Genomic DNA, 18,562 nt, shown 5'->3' on the forward strand with positions numbered 1-18,562 from the left:
ACAAAGCAGGTTTAGCGTGAAGTTATGACAAAATGTATCCGTGCGTGATCTCTGAATTGGACACAGAAATACTTCCCCAGAGTTCGCTGGCGCAGAACCGCAAAAGCGCAGCTATCCTCAACGGGTCGAATCCGATCAACCGTCACGGAAGCGCCCGGTCATGGTTTCAGTTCCAGAACTTTGCCGCATTGTGGAGTCCGGTTTTCAACCGCTTTCCTGCGCCTGCACGGTGAATCCTGACGGGGCGCTACGGATCAAGGTTTTCGAGCGCTCCACCGGCAGGATTGATCTGCTGATCACCGGCGTGTCACCCGCGCAACTGAGCAGCGCTCGTGCTATTTCAAACCTGATTGGCGAATTTCACACCGAAATGCGCGCCGGTCGCCGCGCGTTTGCCGGCTGAGGAATAACCGCAAAACCTGTAGGAGTCCGGCTTGCCGGCGATGGCAATCTCACGGGCGCCATCGCCAGCAAGCTGGCTCCTACAGATTTTGCGTGAACCCTCAATCCCGAGCACCCCGACAATTTGTAGGAGCCGGCTTGCTGGCGATAGCAATCTCACGGACGCCATCGCCAGCAAGCCGGGCTCCTACAGGTTTTGCGTGAACCCTCAATCCCGAACACACCCACAATTTGTAGGAGCCGGCTTGCTGGCGATAGCAATCTCACGGACGCCATCGCCAGCAAGCCAGACTCCTACAGGTTTTGCGTAACCCCTCAATCCCGAACACCCCCACGATCTGTAGGAGCCGGCTTGCCGGCGATGGCGATTTCACGGACGCCATCGCCAGCAAGCCGGGCTCCTACAGGTTTTGCGTGAACCCTCAATCCCGACACCCCCACAATCTGTAGGAGCCGGCTTGCTGGCGATGGCAATCTCACGGGTGCCATCGCCAGCAAGCTGGGCTCCTACAAAGCGTTCAGCTGTTGCGGCGATAATTCATCAATCATCCGCAAGCAATGATTCAACCCTGGCGACACGTCGCCCACACGTCGGCTGAGGATGATCGGCGAGGTCGCGTTGTCTTCCAGCAGCGGCGTGAAGCCGATGTCGTCGCGGTGCAGCAATTGCACCGAGGCCGGCACCAGGGTGACGCCGATTCCTGCGCCCACCAGGCCGATGGCGGTTTGCAGTTCGTTGGTCCACTGCGCCACGTGAATGCTGACGCCATAGGACTCGAACAGCCCGATCACATGGTCGGCGTAGCTGGGGCGCGGGTTGCCGGGGTACAGCACGAAAGGTTCCTTTGCCAGTTCGCGCAGGCTGATCGGCCCGGCCAGTAGCGGATGACCGGCGGGCAGGGCGGCGACCAGCCGGTCTTCGGTCAACACCGTCTGGATAATGGCCGGGTCGTCGATGCGGATGCGGCCGAAACCGATATCGATCCGTCCGGCCTTGAGCGCCTGCACCTGTTGCAGCGTGGTCATTTCCGAGAGCCCCAGTTCCAGCTCCAGAGGCTCGCCGCTGCGCAAACGGCGAATCAGTTCCGGCAGCACGCCATAGAGTGTCGACGGTGCAAAACCAATCCCCAGCCAGGTTTTTTCCCCCAGGCCGATGCGTCGCGTGTTGTCGCAGACCTTGCCCAGTTGCTCCAGCAGGGCAGTGCTGTGTTCATGGAAAAACCGCCCGGCGTCGGTCAGCTTCAGCGGTCGTCCGCGATCCAGCAGCAACACCCCGAGTTCATCCTCCAGTTGCTGAATCTGTCGGCTCAGTGGCGGTTGGGCAATGTGCAGCAGTTCGGCGGCGCGGGTGAAGTTGAGGGTTTGAGCCAACACCTGAAAATACCGCAGGTGACGCAGTTCCATGAGGCCTCCGCAAAGCAGTTTGCATACCTTAAAGGTATCAAGTCAGACCAATTCTATATTGGCTTCCCGAAAAAAGCCGTACCAGAATCGGTTCCAGAACTTTAAGAACCTGACGGGTATCGACATGCTTGCAACTGCCATTGAATCGATCGAGACGATCATCGTCGATCTGCCGACCATCCGCCCGCACAAGCTGGCGATGCACACCATGCAGAACCAGACACTGGTGATCATTCGCGTGCGCTGCGCCGATGGCATTGAAGGCATTGGCGAATCCACCACCATCGGTGGCCTGGCGTATGGCAATGAAAGCCCGGACAGCATCAAGACCAACATCGACCGGCACTTCGCGCCGCTGCTGCTGGGTCAGGACAGCGCCAACGTCAACGCTGCGATGTTGCGCCTGGAGCGCAGCATCCGTGGCAACACCTTCGCCAAGTCAGGTATCGAAACCGCGTTGCTCGATGCCCAGGGCAAGCGCCTTGGCCTGCCGGTCAGCGAACTGCTGGGTGGCCGCGTTCGGGATGCGCTGCCAGTGGCCTGGACCCTGGCCAGCGGTGACACCGACAAGGACATCGCCGAAGCGGAAAAAATGCTCGACCTGCGCCGCCATCGCATCTTCAAACTGAAAATCGGTGCCGGCGAAGTCAATCGCGATCTGGCCCACGTCATCGCGATCAAGAAAGCCCTCGGCGATCGCGCCAGCGTGCGGGTCGACGTCAATCAGGCCTGGGACGAAGCCGTCGCGTTGCGCGCCTGCCGGATTCTCGGCAGCAACGGCATCGACCTGATCGAGCAGCCGATCTCGCGCAATAACCGCTCGGGCATGGCGCGTCTGAACGCCATCAGCCCGGCGCCGATCATGGCCGATGAATCCATCGAGTGCGTGGAAGATGCGTTCAACCTGGCCCGAGAAGGTGCGGCTTCGGTGTTCGCCCTGAAGATTGCCAAGAACGGCGGCCCACGCGCCGTGCTGCGGACCGCCGCGATTGCCGAAGCAGCGGGCATCGGCCTGTACGGCGGCACCATGCTTGAAGGTGGTCTGGGCACCATGGCTTCGGCCCATGCCTTCGTCACGCTGAACAAGCTGGCGTGGGACACCGAGCTGTTCGGCCCGCTGCTGTTGACCGAAGACATTCTCAGCGAGCCGCTGGTCTATCGCGATTTCGAGCTGCACGTGCCGAAAACCCCTGGGCTGGGCCTGAACCTCGATGAAGAACGCCTGGCGTTTTTCCGTCGCGACAAGACATCCACTGCCATTCATCAAGCCTGAGGAGAGCATTATGCTGTTCCACGTAAAGATGACCGTGAATTTGCCGGTCGACATGAACCCCGAACGCGCCGCGCAGCTCAAGGCTGACGAAAAAGCCCTGGCGCAGCGTCTGCAGGATCAAGGCAAGTGGCGTCACCTGTGGCGCATTGCCGGGCTCTATGCCAATTACAGCGTGTTCGATGTCGACAGCGTTCAAGAGCTGCACGACTTGCTCATGCAATTGCCGCTGTACCCGTACATGGCGATCGAAGTCACCGCGATGTGCCGGCATCCTTCTTCCATCCGCGAGGATGACCGCTGAACCTGGCCTGTTCAGTTCGCCACGCTAATAATTACAAGATGAGGAACCGATAAAATGAACGTAAAAATTTCCCACACTGCCAAAGCCCAGAAGTTTCTCGAAGAGGCCAGCGGCCTGCACAACGATGCCGGCAATCCACGCACCAAAGCGCTGATCTACCGCATCCTGCGTGATTCGGTGAACATCATCGAAGACCTCGCCGTGACCCCGGAAGAATTCTGGAAAGCCGTCAACTACCTCAACGTGCTGGGTGCGCGCCAGGAGGCTGGACTGGTGGTGGCCGGGTTGGGCCTGGAACACTACCTCGACCTGCTGATGGACGCCGAAGACGAACAGGCCGGCAAGGCTGGCGGCACGCCGCGCACCATCGAAGGCCCGCTGTACGTGGCCGGTGCACCGTTGTCCCAGGGCGAAGCGCGTCTTGATGATGGCGTCGATCCGGGTGTGACGCTGTTCATGCAGGGCCGTGTGTTCAACACCGCCGGCGAACCGTTGGCCGGTGCGATTGTGGATGTCTGGCACGCCAATACCGGCGGCACTTATTCGTACTTCGATACCACGCAATCTGAGTTCAACCTGCGTCGCCGCATCGTCACCGACGCCGAAGGTCGCTACCGTTTCCGCAGCATTGTGCCGTCGGGTTACGGCTGCCCGCCGGACGGTCCGACCCAGCAACTGCTCGATCAACTGGGCCGTCACGGCCAGCGTCCGGCGCACGTGCACTTCTTCATCTCGGCGGCGGATCATCGTCACCTGACCACCCAGATCAACCTCGACGGCGATCAATACCTGCACGACGATTTCGCCTACGCCACCCGTGACGAGCTGATCGCGAAAATCACCTTCAGCGATGATCAGCAACGCGCAGCGGCGCATGGCGTCAGCGGTCGTTTTGCCGAGATCGAATTCGATTTCACCTTGCAGTCGTCCGCCCAGCCGCAAGAGCAGCAGCGTCACGAGCGGGTTCGCGCGCTGGAGGATTGATCTCTATAACGGTGGGACCATTGTGGGAGCGAGCCTGCTCGCGAAAGCGGAGTGTCAGTCAACATTGATGTTGAAGCTGATGGCCCCTTCGCGAGCAGGCTCGCTCCCACATTCGACCGTGTTTCTTCAGTGGGACTACGGTCAAAATGTGGGGAGGGCCGGGCGACGTTCGCTTGCTCGCGAAGGGGCCCGGACATTCCACATGTCGATCAACTGACACACCGCCGCAAGCACTGCCTTAGAATGACCCGTCGCACCCCATAAAAACAACGAGAGTGACCCGATGATGCAAGCGCAACTGTTGAGTCAGCGCAGCTCCGTATTCGACCATGCCGACCCGTACGCGGTGTCGGGCTACGTCAATCAGCATGTCGGTAATCATTGCATCCTGATGCCGCGCGCCGGGCAACCCCTGGCCAGTCTCAATCATCGCAAGTTTGCCAGCCTCGACCTGTGCCGCATCAGCTATGGCGGCAGCGTGCGGGTCACCTCGGGCGCACTGGAAAGCATCTATCACCTGCAAGTGTTGCTGCGTGGCAACTGCCTGTGGCGCGGGCACGGCCAGGAACATTACTTCGCGCCCGGCGAGTTGCTGCTGATCAATCCCGACGATCCGGTGGACCTGACGTACTCTGACGATTGCGAAAAATTCATCCTCAAAGTTCCCACGACGTTGCTTGAGTCCGTGTGCGACGAGCAGCGCTGGCGCTATCCGGGGCAGGGCGTGCGGTTTCTGGAGAACCGTTACCAGCTCAATGAACTCGAAGGGTTTGTCGGGTTGCTGGCGATGATTTGCCAGGAAGCCGAGGCCACCGAGCAGATTCCCAAGGTGCAGGAGCATTACGCGCAGATCATCGTCAGCAAGATGCTCAGCCTGATGCAGACCAACGTCAGCCGCATCAACCTTGGCTCACAGACGGCCACGTTCGAGGTGATTGCCGACTACATCGCACGCCACCTCAAGCAGGACATCGACAGTGAAGAACTGGCGCGTCAGGCACGGATGAGCCTGCGTTCACTGTATGGCTTGTTCGAACGCAACGCCGGCACCACGCCGAAAAACTACATCCGGCAGAAACGTCTGGAGCGTATCAATGCCTGTTTGAGCGACCCGACCTGTAATGTACGTAACGTGACGGAAGTGGCGATGGATTATGGGTTTCTGCATTTGGGGCGGTTTTCGGATAACTATCGTAAGCAGTTTGGGGAGTTGCCGTCGGATACGTTGAAGCGGCGGGAGTGATTCGCTCGTATAAGATTCTCTCGCGACAGGATTTTTTTCAAACCAATTCGAGCTCAACAGCTGCGACAAGGCCAAACATTACGAGTAAAAGTCCCCAGCCGGTCCACTGTAAAATAATCAGCTTTCGTTTAAGGTCGGCAGGGAAGTTCTCCAGGTCTTCAGCGCAGGCACCTCCATCGCGTAGATAAAGACGAGGTGTAGTCATCACGCCCATTATGGCGCCCAGTAAAAACATATTCCCCCAAGGCCCACCGTTTCTGAACGGTGCTCGAATCATAACCGCCGGGCAGTTCTGCAGGTGATTCAACATCACGTCCATTTTTGTATAGGCGAGGTGAAGTGATATGCCTATTATTATGAATAGACCTCCAAAGTCGATTAAACCGACAAAAATAACTATTTTGTCAGCGGTACTTATGCTCATTTAGTTGCCTCGTAGATTCTTTCACCTATGATTTCTCCACCCTTTCCTAAGAGTTCCCCTGTTGCCAAAGAACTCCCGCCGACTATTAATAAACCGCATGCAAAAGTTCCGACCCCACCAGTAGGCACCCCCAGCGCTGCACAAATAACGCCGGCGGTAGGGCCGCCTAACAGGGCACCGGTAGCAATGCCGCCTGTTAGCCCTCCGAAAAAGCCACCTGTCTCTGTAAACTTCACCTTCTCACAGGCCTCCACATTCCCTTCTGCACAAACACCCTGAACCTTGATTACTGACGCGCCACCACCCACTGCCGTACCAACCCAACCACCATATTTGACGTACTTCGCGGCTTTGGAAACGGCATCAATGTGCGTGGCATAACCAGGAATCTGCCCAATAGCACCCGCTTTTCTCCACCGATGAACAAGGCTTTTAGTCGATATCCCCAATACGCTTTTCAGATTGGGGTGATCCGGAAAACCAATGCTTTTTTTCGTAAATTTGGTGAGCTGGGCATCCAACTGAGTCAGTAGACGTTTGCGCTCGGCGTAAAACTCGGCGGACTTCAGGTGACCATTGGCTTGAAAAGTCCGGGTATGCAAACTTTCGATGTCACGCAGAATAGTATTCACGTCATCCAGGTTCTTAGAGAACATGGCCAAACCCGCACTGGCGCCGAGTGAACCCTTGGAAATAAGAAACGCAATCTCGTCATAGTGCCGCGCCATAAAGTCGGCCTCATCCGAACTGAGAGGCTCCAAGGCTCTATTCACATTGCCCGCCGCTTCCATCAGCAACGCTTCTTCGAAAGTACAAAGATGATTATTCGGATCGCTGAGAACAATCATCGTCCCGGCCTTTACCTGATCCAGATTCGGATTCAGGGCCTTGAATTTGGCGATGGCGGCGGGGGAGGCTGACGTGAATAGTCGGGCTTCCAGTTTGTCAGCCGTCGTACTTCTGGGCACGACGTAGAACCCGGGTTCTTCTTGTGCGACTTGCGCGGGCCATTGTTCTTGAGGGAAAAATTTCAGGTCTGGAGCTGGATGCGGCGAAGCGGCTGCCGCCAATTGGCGGGGCGAGTTCGTGCCCGTGGACTTGAGATTCTGCGCATGTACAAAGCGCAATAAACGTTCCGGGTCAGGTTTCAATGAAGGCTGTGTGAGCATTGAGGCCGGGATTCTTTTAACCCGTTCAGTTACCGCGCCCTGAGTTTTTTGCGTGATGGCTTGCGACTGGATAAGCAAGTTGTGCTGTTCTTGTGCAAGCGCCCGTAGGCCTTGCCCTGGCGTTGTTTTGCCCTGCGCGACATCGTCCGCAACGCGCTTTGCATAAAAGGCGACTTCCCGATTGAACCGCTCACGCAACCTGCCTTGAGCAAGATGGCGAGCGGCGAGCGTGCGGGCCTGTCCCGCCAGTTTGCCCGCCGCGCTGTTAACGTCCCACTGCTCACGAGGATTCATTCCTCTTCGCCCCACGAACTGTAGCCGGAGGTCTTTGCCAAGTGGTGGGTCCACGTGATGTCGCGGTAACGAATGGCCACCAGTTCCTGGGGCTCTGCATCGTTTTGAAAAATGGCATGAGGCACTTCAAGCGTCAGGTCGGCAATGACCCCGCCATTGATCGACACGGTGAAAAACTTTTCCTGCATGCCGAAGGACGACACGCGATAAAAGCTGATCGTGCAGTTGATTTCTTCCCGGTTTGAAAGCGCTTGAGCGAGCAGCGGTGATGACTTGTCGACGGCTTTCGTAATGATGATCGGGTTGTGTGTCGACCTGTTGAGGTTCCCGATAGTGGTCATGTTGTGGCTGTAGGACAGCACCATGATCTCGTCTGTGTGTGCGGCCTGGTACTTGTTGCCAATAGAGGCCTGGGTTGAACAGCCCGCTGAAATCATTCCTTGAGCTTTACCGTTTATGGTCATGTAACCGTGATTAGCCATGCAAACCACTCCTTGTAGTCAGGAGGGCAGTCTATTCAGAAGTTGTAAGCAGTTATGTAGTCCGATTCCGAAAATACGTTCTGCACAAATCGGATAAAGGTCTGCACCCAGCGGATAGTCCACCCCATTGCCCCGTCCTAGCATGAGCCTTGCCTGAACAATAACAATGGAGGCGGCGGCCATGACCCTGCGACCCGAATATCTTCAATCCTTGCTCGAGGACGATCCAGAACAAGGCATCTACCGCTGCAAGCGCGAGATGTTCACCGATCCGCGGCTGTTCGATCTTGAGATGGAACACATCTTCGAAGGCAACTGGCTGTACCTGGCGCACGAAAGCCAGATCCCCAACAAGAACGATTTCTACACCACCACCATGGGGCGCCAGTCGATCTTCATCGCGCGCAACAAGGACGGTGAGCTGAACGCCTTTATCAACGCCTGCAGTCACCGTGGCGCGATGCTTTGCCGACACAAGTCCGGCAACAAAAGCTCGTACACCTGCCCGTTTCATGGCTGGACCTTCAACAACTCCGGCAAACTGCTGAAGGTCAAAGACCCGGCAGCGGCCGGCTACCCGGCGAGCTTCAACTGCGAAGGCTCCCACGACCTGACCAAAGTCGCCCGTTTCGAATCCTATCGCGGCTTCCTGTTCGGCAGCCTCAAGGCTGATGTGGTGCCGCTGGTTGAGCATTTGGGCGAGTCGGCGAAGATCATCGACATGATCGTCGACCAGTCCGCCGATGGCCTGGAAGTCCTGCGCGGTTCGTCCAGCTACATCTACGAAGGCAACTGGAAACTCACCGCCGAAAACGGCGCCGACGGTTACCACGTCAGCTCGGTGCACTGGAACTACGCCGCCACCCAGAACCAGCGCAAACAGCGCGAGGCCGGCGACACCAACCCGACCATGAGCGCCGGCAGCTGGGCCAAGCAGGGCGGTGGTTTCTACTCGTTCGACAAAGGCCACATGCTGCTCTGGACCCGTTGGGCCAACCCGGAGGACCGTCCGCTGTACGAACGTCGCGATGAGCTGGCCAAGGACTTCGGCAAGGCCCGCGCCGACTGGATGATCGAAAACTCGCGCAACCTGTGCCTGTACCCGAACGTGTACCTGATGGACCAGTTCAGCTCGCAGATCCGCATCGCCCGGCCGATCTCGGTCAACCGCACGGAAATCACCATTTACTGCATCGCCCCCAAAGGCGAAAGCGATCACGCCCGTTCGAGCCGGATTCGTCAGTACGAGGACTTCTTCAACGTCAGCGGCATGGCCACCCCGGACGATCTGGAAGAGTTTCGCTCCTGCCAGACCGGTTACCAGGGCAGCGTGACCGCCTGGAACGACATGTCCCGTGGCGCCGAGCACTGGGTCGAAGGCGCCGATGAGGCGGCGAAGGAAATTGACCTGCATCCGTTGCTCAGCGGTGTGCGCACCGAGGACGAAGGCCTGTTCGTGTTGCAGCACAAGTATTGGCAGCAAACCATGCTCAAGGCCCTGGCTGCCGAGCAATCGAAGCTGATTGCCGTGGAGACCGTGTAATGACCATCACCTATGAAACCGTGCGCGACTTCCTCTACCGCGAAGCGCGCTACCTCGATGATCGGCAATGGGACGAATGGCTGGAGTTGTACGCCACGGATGCGACGTTCTGGATGCCGTCCTGGGACGACAACGACGAACTGACTGAAGACCCGCAACGGGAAATCTCGCTGATCTGGTACGGCAACCGTACGGGTCTGGAAGACCGCATCTTCCGCATCAAGACCGAGCGTTCCAGCGCCACCGTGCCGGACACCCGCACCTCGCACAACATCAGCAACATCGAGCTTCTGGAGCAGGCGGACGGCCTGTGCAAGGTGCGCTTCAACTGGCACACCTTGAGCTTTCGCTACAAGACCGTCGACAGCTATTTCGGCAGCAGTTTCTACACCCTCGATATGCGCGGCGAAAACCCGCTGATCAAGGCCAAGAAAGTGATCCTGAAGAACGACTACGTTCGCCAGGTCATCGATGTTTACCACCTGTGAGGCGGCCGTCATGACTCATTCCATCGCATTTAATTTCGAAGACGGCGTCACCCGGTTCATCGACGCCAACGCTGGCGAAACCGTGGCCGATGCCGCGTACCGCCAAGGCATCAACATTCCGCTGGATTGCCGCGACGGCGCCTGCGGCACGTGCAAGTGTTTCGCCGAGGCCGGCCGCTACGACCTGGGCGAGGAATACATCGAGGACGCGCTCACGGCGGAGGAAGCCGAACAGGGTTTTGTCCTGACCTGCCAGATGCGCGCCCAGAGCGATTGCGTGGTTCGGGTGCCGGCCTCCTCGGAAGTCTGCCGCACCCAGCAGGCCAGTTTCGAAGCGACCATCAGCGCCGTGCGCCAGCTGTCCGACAGCACCATCGCACTGTCGATCAAGGGCGATGCGCTGAGCAAACTGGCGTTTCTGCCGGGGCAGTACGTGAACCTCGGGGTTCCCGGCAGCGAGCAGACCCGCGCCTATTCGTTCAGCTCGTTGCAGCGCGACGGCGAGGTCAGTTTCCTGATTCGCAATGTGCCCGGCGGTTTGATGAGCAGCTTCCTCACCGGCATGGCCAAGGCCGGCGACAGCATGAGCCTGGCCGGGCCGCTGGGCAGCTTTTATCTGCGCGACATCCGTCGGCCGTTGTTGCTGCTGGCCGGTGGTACGGGGCTTGCGCCATTCACCGCGATGCTGGAAAAAATCGCCGAGCAGGGCAGTGAACATCCGCTGCATTTGATCTACGGCGTGACCAACGATTTCGACCTGGTGGAAATGGATCGGCTGGAAGCCTTCGCCGCGCGAATCCCGAATTTCAGCTTTAGCGCCTGCGTGGCTAGCCCCGATAGCCAGCACCCGCTCAAGGGCTACGTGACCCAGCACATCGAGCCCAAACACTTGAACGAGGGCGACGTCGATGTGTACCTGTGCGGCCCGCCGCCGATGGTCGAGGCGGTCAGCCAGTACATTCGCGAGCAAGGCATTGCGCCGGCGAACTTCTACTACGAAAAATTCGCTGCCAGCGCGGCATAAGTCGCGACACAAAACCAATGTGGGAGCGAGACCGGCTTGCCGGCGATGGACTCAATGGCAGCGTGTTCATTCTGCAGAAACGCGTAATCGTTGACGACCATCGCTAGCAAGCCAGCTCCTACACAGTGCGATGGTGCGGCAACGATTTTCAACGAGGTACACATGAACAGATTTCACGAAAAAGTCGCGTTGATCACCGGTGCCGCCCAAGGCATCGGCCGGCGTGTCGCCGAGCGCATGGCGGCGGAAGGGGCGCGGTTGATTCTGGTCGACCGCTCCGAGCTGGTGTTTGAAGTGCAGCAGCAATTGGGGAAGGGCAGTCAGGTGCTCGCGCTGACCGCCGATCTTGAGCAATACGGCGAATGCAACCGGGTGATGCAAACCGCCGTCGAGCGCTTCGGTCGTCTCGACATCCTCATCAACAATGTCGGCGGGACGATCTGGGCCAAACCGTTCGAACACTACGAAGCCGAGCAGATCGAGGCCGAAGTCCGCCGCTCGCTGTTCCCGACGTTATGGTGCTGCCATGCGGCGCTGCCGTTCATGCTGGAGCAGGGCAGCGGCGCCATCGTCAACGTCTCGTCCATCGCCACGCGCAGCATCAACCGTGTGCCGTACGGTGCGGCGAAGGGCGGGGTGAATGCGCTGACCGCGTGCCTGGCATTCGAAACCGCCGGTCGTGGTGTGCGGGTCAACGCCACGGCGCCTGGAGGCACCGAAGCGCCGCCGCGAGTGATTCCGCGCAACAGCGCCGAACAGAGCACCGAGGAAAAGGTGTGGTACCAGCAGATCGTCGACCAGACGCTCGACAGCAGTTTGATGAAACGTTATGGCACGCTGGATGAGCAGGCAGGCGCTATTCTGTTTCTGGCCAGCGACGAAGCGTCCTATATCACCGGCATGATCATGCCGGTGGGCGGCGGCGACCAGGGCTGACAGCATTCGCCAACCACCCCATCAAACGGAGTCAACGTGATGAGTGAAAAACCCACGATCGTGCTGGTCCATGGTTTTTGGGGCGGTGCCGCCCACTGGAACAAGGTTATCGCCGAACTGTTGAACAAGGGCTACACCCGCATCCGCGCGGTCGAGATGCCGCTCACGTCGTTGGCCGATGATGCCGAACGCACGCGCAAAATGGTCGCGCAAGAAGCGGGGCCGGTGTTGCTGGTGGGGCATTCCTATGGCGGTGCGGTCATCACTGAGGCCGGCGATCAAGCGAATGTCGTGGGTCTGGTGTACATCGCCGCGTTCGCGCCGGATGCGGGTGAAAGTCCCGGCGCCATCACTCAACGGCATCCACCCGCTGCCGCAGCGAACCTGGCCCCCGACAGTGATGGTTATTTGTGGGTCAGACCGGAGCTTTACCACGAAAGCTTCTGCCAGGACCTGCCCGCAGCAGAAGGATTGGTCATGGGTATCACCCAAAAAGCCCCCTTGGCCGGCACGTTTGGCGATGCGATCACTACGGTGGCGTGGAAGAACAAACCGTCGTGGTATCAGGTGTCGACCGACGACCGGATGATCGCGCCGCAAAACCAGCAGTGGATGGCGGGACGGTTGAACGCCAAAGAGATCCTGACGTTGCACGCCAGTCACGCGTCGCTTGCCTCGATGCCGGTCGAAGTGGCGGCGTTTATCGACAAGGCGGCAACGGCAGTGGCCAAGGCCTGATCCACCTTACAGGCGACGCTGAAACGCTCTGACGATTCGCAGCGTGGCGTCGCTGGTGTTCAGGTTCTGCACGGCGTCCAGCGGATACCACAGGCAGTCGAAGATTTCGTTTTGTGGCCGGGCCTCAGACGAGTTGAGCACCGACGCCTCGTAAACGTGGTGTCGGGTGCCGCCCGTTTCCAGTTGCATCAGGTACAGCATGTCGTCGACCCCAAGCCCGGTCTCTTCCTGAAGTTCACGCATGGCGGCGCCTGCCGTGGTCTCTCCGGGCTCGACCTTTCCGCCGGGCAACGTCCAGCGACACCTTGGCTTGCGCACCAGGAGAATGTGCCGGTCCTGCTCACAAATGACGGTTGCGCGTACTTTCATGTGTTACCTGAGTGCTTGTTGTCATAAATCAGTAATAAAAATGCAATATTCAGGCCGCCCACGGCTGCACGGGCCTCTTAGATGATTGGAGGTGTCACAGAGGCGGAAAGTGCAACCGAATGGCGGAATCCTGTCGCGACGTCTGGTCGGCACCTCGGTAAAGGGTGGGTGTAAGGTAGACAGGTCAATCCTGGACATCAGTACCGAAGAATGGAGGTAGCTTATGAGCGTTCCGATGCTGAATAAGATGCACATGAACGGTTATGACGTACTCAGCGTAAGCAATGGCCCATGGCGGGTGTGCACCCAAGGTGACCAACTGGGCGCTTTTGCCAGCCGGGAAGAGGCACTGGCCTTTGCCGCGGCACTTCCCGGTTACAAATCCCGGGCCAAAAGGCCGGCGAGCAACCAGACGACGGTTAAGTAAAACGCTTCTAGCCCCGGTTTTTTCCGGGGCTTTTCATTTCTGCTCAATAACCGCCGCCGCCCCCGCTGGAGCCATGGGAAGACTCCCTGGCTTTTGTTTGCAGGCGGCTCCATTCCGCACAGGTGATGAAACTGGTGTGGTCGACCTTGCCCCGGTTATCGAAACTGACGTTGTACGCTTGTTGATGGCCGGCTTTCGTCAGCTTGTAGTCATAGCAAGTGCCAGGCACAGCCGTGCGCTCGGTGATGGTGTGAGGCGGCCCGCCGATTTGCTCGACCTGATCCTTGCTCATTCCGGTCTCGACTTTGGCGACCAACGGGAGGTCGCCATAGAGGCGTGATTCAGTGCTGCAGCCTGCCAGCGCTGCCAGTACGACAACCAGCGCGAATAAAGGCTTGTTCATGGCCGCGCTCCTGTTCAGTGAGCTTTGTTGCGACTGATGGTCTTGGCTTTCACTTCTTCGGCATAGCCTGCCAAACGCTGTTCGTCGCCCTGAAACAGGTCGCACAGCCTCATCACCGCTTGCGCATCCACATCATTTCCGGCCTGACGCAGCTGGTCTGCCAGGCGTAGAAGCTCCACCGCTGACCACCTCAGGTCCGATGCAACGCTTTGCAGGTCACGTCGAAGTTCGTTTTCAGATTCGTTGAGCCACATGACGATCTCCAGAAAACCTCTGCTACGAAATTTTAGTCCCATTTCCCTGGACAGGGCGTTTTGTTCGTCCGAACTGCCAATGCTGCCTTTGGTCGGGAAGATGCACGCGAGCGAAAAGATTTGCTGTCGTATTGAAGTGGCGAATTTCCGCCGGGGCGAGGCAATTTCAAATGACGACGACCGATGACTTCAGGGTTCACGCGCATGAGCTGATGGTCGAACTGGACGCAGCGACCACGGAGATGATGAAGCTGATTTCCGCTCATCAACTCAGCGGCCCGGAATGGGAGCGGGTCACTCAATGGCAGCACGAAGCGTATGAACGATGGATGACTTTCCTGAACGAGCGGCCTGCTGCGCATCCCGGCCAGAGCAACGATAAACATTGAGAAAGGTTCAATGAATGGATGTCTGCAAGACGACGCGCTACATTTCCTTTTTTTCAAAATAGGGGGGTGTCATGCGGACGTTGATTGCGGGAGTCGTGGTGGCGTTACTGGCGGGGTGTTCCTTGCCTGCGTCACTGGTGCCGGGTGAGCCGAATGTCAGCAAATACAGTGAGAAGGCGCCGAAGGAGTATGCCGCCTGCGTATTGCCGGCGTGGCAGAAAGAAATTTCCAATACGACTCAAACGCCGATTTCCAATGGCTACCGAATCAAGGCGCCGAGCATCATCACGGCCGACGAAATTCTGGATATCGTGAAATCGAAAGACGGCAGCCGGGTTTCGCTGTATCAAGGGCCGCCATGGGCCAAGTCAGGCGCACTGCGTCAGGCGGTTCGTGACTGTTTATAGCGGCGTTTGATGGATCGCCATCGCCAGCAAGCCGGCTCCTACAAGGACACCGCAATTTCCTGTAGGAGCCGGCTTGCTGGCGATGGCGTCAGTCGCCAAACACATTTCAAATGTTGGTAACCACAATGGTCTGCTCGTCAGCGACCGGGGCTGCGCTTTTCTTGTCCCGGCGATCACTCATCCAGTTATCAACCTGAGCACTGAACTCCGAGGGCGCCTTTCGTCCGACTTTCCTGGCGAGATCCAGGATGGTCTGCTGGGCGAGAGCGTCTTCCATGCGTTTCTGCGCCGTCATCATGACCGCATGGACCGAGCAATGGCCTGACACCGCCCAATCCGGGGCGGAACCTTCGAACAGGGCGCAACGCCCGCGAATTTCCCGGCAATCGAAAATCAGCTTTTGGCCGTCGATGGCATTGACGATATCGAGCACGCTGATTTCGTCGGAGGGCCGGGCCAGCTTGAACCCGCCGCGCACGCCTTCAGTGGCGACCACCAGTTTTGCCTTGGCCAGTTTGGTGAAAATTTTCGCCAGATAGTCCAGTGGCACGCCTTGCAGTTCTGCGAGGTCACGCACGCTCGCCTCACGGGTGTCGCCGCAATTGCCCACCAGGAAAATCAGGCAATGAATGCCGTACTCAACGCCAGCGCTGTAAAGAGACATTTGGATCTCCGACTAATCTTGTCGTAAATGTTAGCAGCTGAAGGTTAGGCAGGCAACGAATCCCGGCGGCGCATCTCTCTGTGAATTACGCCTTGTGCGTGGGTAAAGGCTCTCTCGGTCGAGCCATCGAACCTTTCGATGGCAACCATCAGAAAAAACCGATTGCGTTAATTAACTAGGATCAATACAGTCGTAGTTGCTCGGTCGGCACTGGCAAGCGCACGACCTCTACGAATTCATTGATCGGCCTTCTCACGGAGTTAAAGATGAAGCAGCACATTCTGGTAATCGGCGCAGGTTTCGGTGGCATGTGGACGGCTTTGAGCGCCACACGCCTGTTCGACATTCATGGTCACAAGGACGTAGAAGTCACCGTCCTGGCCCCGCAGGCCGAGCTGCGCGTGCGTCCGCGGTTCTATGAGCCGAACGCGCACCAACTGGCCGCGCCGATTGGCGAGCTGTTCGATGCGGTGGGCGTGAAGTTCATCAAGGGCGCTGCGGAAACCATCGACGTCGAGCAAAAACGCGTGGGTTATGTCGACGCCTCGGGTGCGAAACAGGTGTGCAGCTACGACAAACTCGTTCTGGCCACAGGCAGCCGTCTGGCGATTCCGGCGACCGCCGGCGTGGCTGAACATGCGTTCGATGTCGACCAGATCGAACAAGCCGTGCGCCTGGAAAACCACCTGAAATCTCTGGCCAGCCTGCCGGAAAGCAAAGCCCGCAACACCGTGGTGGTGGCCGGCGGCGGCTTCACCGGGATTGAAACGGCGACCGAGATGACCGCACGTCTGCGTGCCATTTTGGGCGATCAGGCTGACGTCGAGGTGATCATCGTCGATCGCGGCGAGAAAATTGGCGGGTCGATGGGGGCTGAAATCGCCAAGTCGATCGAAGAGGCCAGTATTGAAACCGGCGTGAAATGGCATTTGAAGGCTTCGGTACTTTCCGTCGATGCCAGCGGTGTCACTTTGAGCGACGGCCAGCGTATCGAAGCCAAAACCGTGGTCTGGACCACCGGCGTGCGCGCCAGTTCGCTGACCGAGCAGATCCCGGCCGAACGCGATCACCTGGGCCGTCTGCACGTGGACAGCCACCTGAAAGTCATCGGTCAGGACGATATCTTTGCCACCGGCGATGTGGCTTATGCCGCGTCCGACGACATCGGCAACTATGCGTTGATGACCTGCCAACACGCCATCGTATTGGGGCGTCACGCCGGCAATAACGTTGCCGCGCAGATCCTGGGCGTGGACCCGACGCCGTACAGCCAACCCAAATACGTCACCTGCCTGGACCTGGGTGCCTGGGGCGCGGTGTACACCGAGGGCTGGGACCGTCAGGTCAAACTGGTGAAACAGGAAGGCAAGAACCTGAAGACGCAGATCAACACCGTGTGGATCTACCCGCCGGCAGCTGATCGTGCAACCGCATGGGCCGCAGCAGATCCGCTGATCCCGATCGCTTGAGTCGCTGAGCGGAAATCCCCCGAATCCCTGTAGGAGCGAGCCTGCTCGCGATGGAGTGTCAGCCACATTGGGTTGACTGACACACCATCGCGAGCAGGCTCGCTCCTACAGGTTCTTGCGTTCGTGAAATAACGTGTGTATTTTTTCATGAAATTTAAATAATAAAATTTCATGAGGCCCGCATGTTCCAGCAATCCACCCGCCACGTCGCCAGTTATTACGCACACACTTGCGCAGATCGCTTGGTGGAACGTGCGGCGTTGGAGGGCGAGCACGACACCGAAGTGTTGATCATCGGCGCCGGCTTCAGTGGTTTGCACACAGCATTGCGACTGGCCCTGGCGGGCAAGCGCGTGACGCTGCTGGAAGCCAGTCGAGTGGCCTGGGCGGCGTCGGGGCGTAATGGCGGCCAGGCCATTCTCGGTTGGTCGTGCGATATGCAGCCGCTGGAGGCCGCGCTGGGTTATGAGCGCGCGCGACGCTTATGGGACGGCATGCGCTGGGCCGCGCAGGAACTGCGCGCGCTGCCCGCCCGGCATGAATTCGATTGTGATTATCGGCCCGGCCACCTCTGGACATCGGTGATGCCGCGACGGGTGAGCCTGCTGACCGAGTGGCAACACGAGGCGAGCCACAAATGGGGCCATGATGGATTGCAATTCATTCCCCGTGAGCAGTTGCCGCAATGGGTCGCCAGCGAGCGCTATCAGGCGGGCCTGTTTGATCCTGAAGGCGGACACCTGAACCCGTTGAAACTGGCGCTCGGCCTGGCGGCTGCCATTGAGCGCGCCGGTGGTCGTATTCATGAACAAAGCAAGGCGCTGAATTACCGCGAGGAGGGTGGCCGGTACGTGGTCGCCACTGAGCGCGGGCGCATCCGGGCCGATGTGCTGGTGCTGGCGTGCAACGCCTATCTGGACCGGCTTGATCCGCAGCTATCAAGTTGTGTGTTGCCGGTCGGCACCTATCAGGTGGCCACCGCGCCGCTCTCGCAAGCACAGGCAACCGCGCTCCTGCCAAGCAATGTCTGCGTCACCGACAATCAGTTCGTTCTCGATTATTTCCGTCGTACACCGGATAACCGCTTGCTGTTCGGCGGCGGTTGCACCTACCTGGGCGGCATGCCGAAGGACATCGCAGCCGCGACCCGGCCGTTCCTGCAACGGGTATTTCCTCAGCTCAAGGGCGTCGAACTGGAATTCGCCTGGGGCGGGCATATCGACCTCACGCTCAAACGCACACCTGACATTGGCCGACGCGGCGATCTCTATTGGCTGCAGGGTTATTCGGGCCACGGTGTGCTGCCGACCCTGGCCGGCGCCCGCGCCGTGTCCGACGCGATACTCGGCCAAGCAGATGAGCTGGGCTTGTATCAGGGCCTGCTCAACGGCAGCTTCCCCGGCGGCAAATACATGGCGGCGCCGCTGGAGGCCATCGGCAAGGCCTGGTATCGGTTGCGCGACAGCCTTTGAAAC

23 protein-coding genes are annotated in these 18,562 nt (G+C 58.7%); 15 read left to right on the forward strand and 8 right to left on the reverse strand.

What is annotated here, in order from left to right; all coding sequences use genetic code 11:
- Positions 1–160 precede the first annotated feature (160 nt).
- The gene (locus tag IB254_RS13130) at positions 161–403 is read left to right on the forward strand and encodes a DUF1652 domain-containing protein (protein ID WP_192417571.1); all 243 of its coding nucleotides are present in this window, start codon (positions 161–163) and stop codon (positions 401–403) included.
- Positions 404–909: 506 nt separating this feature from the next.
- Here the strand turns inward: IB254_RS13130 and IB254_RS13135 are convergent.
- Positions 910–1,806, reverse strand: a complete 897-nt coding sequence (locus IB254_RS13135) for a LysR family transcriptional regulator (protein WP_008029078.1) — start codon at positions 1,804–1,806, stop codon at positions 910–912.
- Between the two features lie 124 nt (positions 1,807–1,930).
- Between IB254_RS13135 and IB254_RS13140 the strand changes: the two genes are divergently transcribed.
- The 4 genes from IB254_RS13140 to IB254_RS13155 all read left to right on the forward strand — a co-directional run bounded on the left by IB254_RS13140 (position 1,931) and on the right by IB254_RS13155 (position 5,607).
- Positions 1,931–3,079: a muconate cycloisomerase family protein gene (locus tag IB254_RS13140; RefSeq protein ID WP_008029080.1), complete on the forward strand. Its 1,149-nt coding sequence runs from the start codon at positions 1,931–1,933 to the stop codon at positions 3,077–3,079.
- 10 nt (positions 3,080–3,089) lie between these two features.
- Complete coding sequence (gene catC, locus IB254_RS13145; protein ID WP_008029082.1) at positions 3,090–3,380, forward strand: muconolactone Delta-isomerase; 291 nt, start codon at positions 3,090–3,092, stop codon at positions 3,378–3,380.
- Between the two features lie 54 nt (positions 3,381–3,434).
- A complete protein-coding gene (gene catA / locus IB254_RS13150; RefSeq protein WP_192417572.1) occupies positions 3,435–4,364 on the forward strand; it encodes a catechol 1,2-dioxygenase in 930 nt (309 codons plus the stop codon).
- Between the two features lie 283 nt (positions 4,365–4,647).
- The gene (locus IB254_RS13155) at positions 4,648–5,607 is read left to right on the forward strand and encodes an AraC family transcriptional regulator (RefSeq protein ID WP_008044866.1); all 960 of its coding nucleotides are present in this window, start codon (positions 4,648–4,650) and stop codon (positions 5,605–5,607) included.
- A gap of 37 nt (positions 5,608–5,644) precedes the next feature.
- On the opposite strand, the gene IB254_RS13160 is transcribed toward IB254_RS13155, so the two are convergent.
- The 3 genes from IB254_RS13160 to IB254_RS13170 are packed head-to-tail and all read right to left on the reverse strand — an operon-like array spanning position 5,645 to position 7,976.
- Entirely contained in the window at positions 5,645–6,031 is a 387-nt protein-coding gene (locus IB254_RS13160) for a hypothetical protein (protein WP_192417573.1), read from the reverse strand.
- A complete protein-coding gene (locus tag IB254_RS13165; RefSeq protein WP_192417574.1) occupies positions 6,028–7,494 on the reverse strand; it encodes a hypothetical protein in 1,467 nt (488 codons plus the stop codon). The genes IB254_RS13160 and IB254_RS13165 overlap by 4 nt, the downstream gene beginning before the upstream one ends.
- The gene (locus tag IB254_RS13170; protein ID WP_192417575.1) at positions 7,491–7,976 is read right to left on the reverse strand and encodes an Hcp family type VI secretion system effector; all 486 of its coding nucleotides are present in this window, start codon (positions 7,974–7,976) and stop codon (positions 7,491–7,493) included. Before IB254_RS13170 ends, IB254_RS13165 begins: the two co-directional genes overlap by 4 nt.
- Before the next feature lie 181 nt (positions 7,977–8,157).
- Between IB254_RS13170 and benA the strand changes: the two genes are divergently transcribed.
- The 5 genes from benA to IB254_RS13195 all read left to right on the forward strand — a co-directional run bounded on the left by benA (position 8,158) and on the right by IB254_RS13195 (position 12,705).
- Positions 8,158–9,519 carry a benzoate 1,2-dioxygenase large subunit gene (gene benA / locus IB254_RS13175; RefSeq protein WP_192417576.1) on the forward strand — a complete coding sequence of 454 codons (1,362 nt, stop codon included), beginning with the start codon at positions 8,158–8,160 and terminating at the stop codon, positions 9,517–9,519.
- The gene (benB, locus tag IB254_RS13180) at positions 9,519–10,007 is read left to right on the forward strand and encodes a benzoate 1,2-dioxygenase small subunit (protein ID WP_008029093.1); all 489 of its coding nucleotides are present in this window, start codon (positions 9,519–9,521) and stop codon (positions 10,005–10,007) included. The genes benA and benB overlap by 1 nt, the downstream gene beginning before the upstream one ends.
- A 10-nt stretch (positions 10,008–10,017) precedes the next feature.
- The gene (gene benC / locus IB254_RS13185; protein ID WP_192417577.1) at positions 10,018–11,031 is read left to right on the forward strand and encodes a benzoate 1,2-dioxygenase electron transfer component BenC; all 1,014 of its coding nucleotides are present in this window, start codon (positions 10,018–10,020) and stop codon (positions 11,029–11,031) included.
- A gap of 162 nt (positions 11,032–11,193) precedes the next feature.
- The gene (locus IB254_RS13190) at positions 11,194–11,967 is read left to right on the forward strand and encodes a 1,6-dihydroxycyclohexa-2,4-diene-1-carboxylate dehydrogenase (RefSeq protein WP_192417578.1); all 774 of its coding nucleotides are present in this window, start codon (positions 11,194–11,196) and stop codon (positions 11,965–11,967) included.
- Between the two features lie 39 nt (positions 11,968–12,006).
- Positions 12,007–12,705 (forward strand): alpha/beta hydrolase, encoded by a 699-nt coding sequence (locus IB254_RS13195; RefSeq protein ID WP_192417579.1) that lies wholly within the window; start codon positions 12,007–12,009, stop codon positions 12,703–12,705.
- Positions 12,706–12,711: 6 nt separating this feature from the next.
- Here IB254_RS13195 and IB254_RS13200 read toward each other — a convergent pair whose 3' ends face one another.
- Positions 12,712–13,074 (reverse strand): NUDIX hydrolase, encoded by a 363-nt coding sequence (locus IB254_RS13200; protein ID WP_192417580.1) that lies wholly within the window; start codon positions 13,072–13,074, stop codon positions 12,712–12,714.
- Positions 13,075–13,297: 223 nt separating this feature from the next.
- On the opposite strand from IB254_RS13200, the gene IB254_RS13205 reads away from it, so the two are divergent.
- Entirely contained in the window at positions 13,298–13,501 is a 204-nt protein-coding gene (locus IB254_RS13205) for a hypothetical protein (RefSeq protein WP_008029102.1), read from the forward strand.
- Positions 13,502–13,544: 43 nt separating this feature from the next.
- On the opposite strand, the gene osmE is transcribed toward IB254_RS13205, so the two are convergent.
- Positions 13,545–13,904: an osmotically-inducible lipoprotein OsmE gene (gene osmE / locus IB254_RS13210; protein ID WP_192417581.1), complete on the reverse strand. Its 360-nt coding sequence runs from the start codon at positions 13,902–13,904 to the stop codon at positions 13,545–13,547.
- Positions 13,905–13,918: 14 nt separating this feature from the next.
- On the reverse strand, positions 13,919–14,158 hold the full coding sequence (locus IB254_RS13215; protein ID WP_192417582.1) for a hypothetical protein: 240 nt from the start codon (positions 14,156–14,158) through the stop codon (positions 13,919–13,921).
- Positions 14,159–14,328: 170 nt separating this feature from the next.
- On the opposite strand from IB254_RS13215, the gene IB254_RS13220 reads away from it, so the two are divergent.
- On the forward strand, positions 14,329–14,547 hold the full coding sequence (locus IB254_RS13220) for a hypothetical protein (protein WP_192417583.1): 219 nt from the start codon (positions 14,329–14,331) through the stop codon (positions 14,545–14,547).
- Positions 14,548–14,618: 71 nt separating this feature from the next.
- Entirely contained in the window at positions 14,619–14,954 is a 336-nt protein-coding gene (locus IB254_RS13225) for a hypothetical protein (protein WP_008044852.1), read from the forward strand.
- A 106-nt stretch (positions 14,955–15,060) separates the two neighbouring features.
- On the opposite strand, the gene IB254_RS13230 is transcribed toward IB254_RS13225, so the two are convergent.
- Entirely contained in the window at positions 15,061–15,618 is a 558-nt protein-coding gene (locus IB254_RS13230; RefSeq protein ID WP_192417584.1) for an RrF2 family transcriptional regulator, read from the reverse strand.
- A gap of 266 nt (positions 15,619–15,884) precedes the next feature.
- Here IB254_RS13230 and IB254_RS13235 point away from each other — a divergent pair, with 266 nt between their 5' ends.
- The gene (locus IB254_RS13235) at positions 15,885–17,087 is read left to right on the forward strand and encodes an NAD(P)/FAD-dependent oxidoreductase (protein WP_192417585.1); all 1,203 of its coding nucleotides are present in this window, start codon (positions 15,885–15,887) and stop codon (positions 17,085–17,087) included.
- Positions 17,088–17,269: 182 nt separating this feature from the next.
- Positions 17,270–18,559 carry an NAD(P)/FAD-dependent oxidoreductase gene (locus tag IB254_RS13240; protein ID WP_192417586.1) on the forward strand — a complete coding sequence of 430 codons (1,290 nt, stop codon included), beginning with the start codon at positions 17,270–17,272 and terminating at the stop codon, positions 18,557–18,559.
- The last annotated feature ends 3 nt before the right edge of the window (positions 18,560–18,562 follow it).

It is taken from the genome of Pseudomonas sp. PDM03, assembly GCF_014852385.1.
Taxonomy (GTDB): Bacteria; Pseudomonadota; Gammaproteobacteria; order Pseudomonadales; family Pseudomonadaceae; genus Aquipseudomonas; species Aquipseudomonas migulae.

Coding starts and splice junctions, on each gene's coding strand:
- catC (WP_008029082.1), top strand. CDS start 3,090: ATGCTGTTCCACGTAAAGATGACCGTGAATTTGCCGGTCGACATGAAC.
- benB (WP_008029093.1), top strand. CDS start 9,519: ATGACCATCACCTATGAAACCGTGCGCGACTTCCTCTACCGCGAAGCG.
- IB254_RS13130 (WP_192417571.1), top strand. CDS start 161: ATGGTTTCAGTTCCAGAACTTTGCCGCATTGTGGAGTCCGGTTTTCAA.
- IB254_RS13240 (WP_192417586.1), top strand. CDS start 17,270: ATGTTCCAGCAATCCACCCGCCACGTCGCCAGTTATTACGCACACACT.
- IB254_RS13205 (WP_008029102.1), top strand. CDS start 13,298: ATGAGCGTTCCGATGCTGAATAAGATGCACATGAACGGTTATGACGTA.
- IB254_RS13195 (WP_192417579.1), top strand. CDS start 12,007: ATGAGTGAAAAACCCACGATCGTGCTGGTCCATGGTTTTTGGGGCGGT.
- IB254_RS13190 (WP_192417578.1), top strand. CDS start 11,194: ATGAACAGATTTCACGAAAAAGTCGCGTTGATCACCGGTGCCGCCCAA.
- IB254_RS13230 (WP_192417584.1), bottom strand. CDS start 15,618: ATGTCTCTTTACAGCGCTGGCGTTGAGTACGGCATTCATTGCCTGATT.
- IB254_RS13140 (WP_008029080.1), top strand. CDS start 1,931: ATGCTTGCAACTGCCATTGAATCGATCGAGACGATCATCGTCGATCTG.
- catA (WP_192417572.1), top strand. CDS start 3,435: ATGAACGTAAAAATTTCCCACACTGCCAAAGCCCAGAAGTTTCTCGAA.
- IB254_RS13200 (WP_192417580.1), bottom strand. CDS start 13,074: ATGAAAGTACGCGCAACCGTCATTTGTGAGCAGGACCGGCACATTCTC.
- IB254_RS13220 (WP_192417583.1), top strand. CDS start 14,329: ATGACGACGACCGATGACTTCAGGGTTCACGCGCATGAGCTGATGGTC.
- IB254_RS13215 (WP_192417582.1), bottom strand. CDS start 14,158: ATGTGGCTCAACGAATCTGAAAACGAACTTCGACGTGACCTGCAAAGC.
- osmE (WP_192417581.1), bottom strand. CDS start 13,904: ATGAACAAGCCTTTATTCGCGCTGGTTGTCGTACTGGCAGCGCTGGCA.
- IB254_RS13155 (WP_008044866.1), top strand. CDS start 4,648: ATGATGCAAGCGCAACTGTTGAGTCAGCGCAGCTCCGTATTCGACCAT.
- IB254_RS13135 (WP_008029078.1), bottom strand. CDS start 1,806: ATGGAACTGCGTCACCTGCGGTATTTTCAGGTGTTGGCTCAAACCCTC.
- IB254_RS13235 (WP_192417585.1), top strand. CDS start 15,885: ATGAAGCAGCACATTCTGGTAATCGGCGCAGGTTTCGGTGGCATGTGG.
- IB254_RS13160 (WP_192417573.1), bottom strand. CDS start 6,031: ATGAGCATAAGTACCGCTGACAAAATAGTTATTTTTGTCGGTTTAATC.
- IB254_RS13170 (WP_192417575.1), bottom strand. CDS start 7,976: ATGGCTAATCACGGTTACATGACCATAAACGGTAAAGCTCAAGGAATG.
- IB254_RS13165 (WP_192417574.1), bottom strand. CDS start 7,494: ATGAATCCTCGTGAGCAGTGGGACGTTAACAGCGCGGCGGGCAAACTG.
- benA (WP_192417576.1), top strand. CDS start 8,158: ATGACCCTGCGACCCGAATATCTTCAATCCTTGCTCGAGGACGATCCA.
- IB254_RS13225 (WP_008044852.1), top strand. CDS start 14,619: ATGCGGACGTTGATTGCGGGAGTCGTGGTGGCGTTACTGGCGGGGTGT.
- benC (WP_192417577.1), top strand. CDS start 10,018: ATGACTCATTCCATCGCATTTAATTTCGAAGACGGCGTCACCCGGTTC.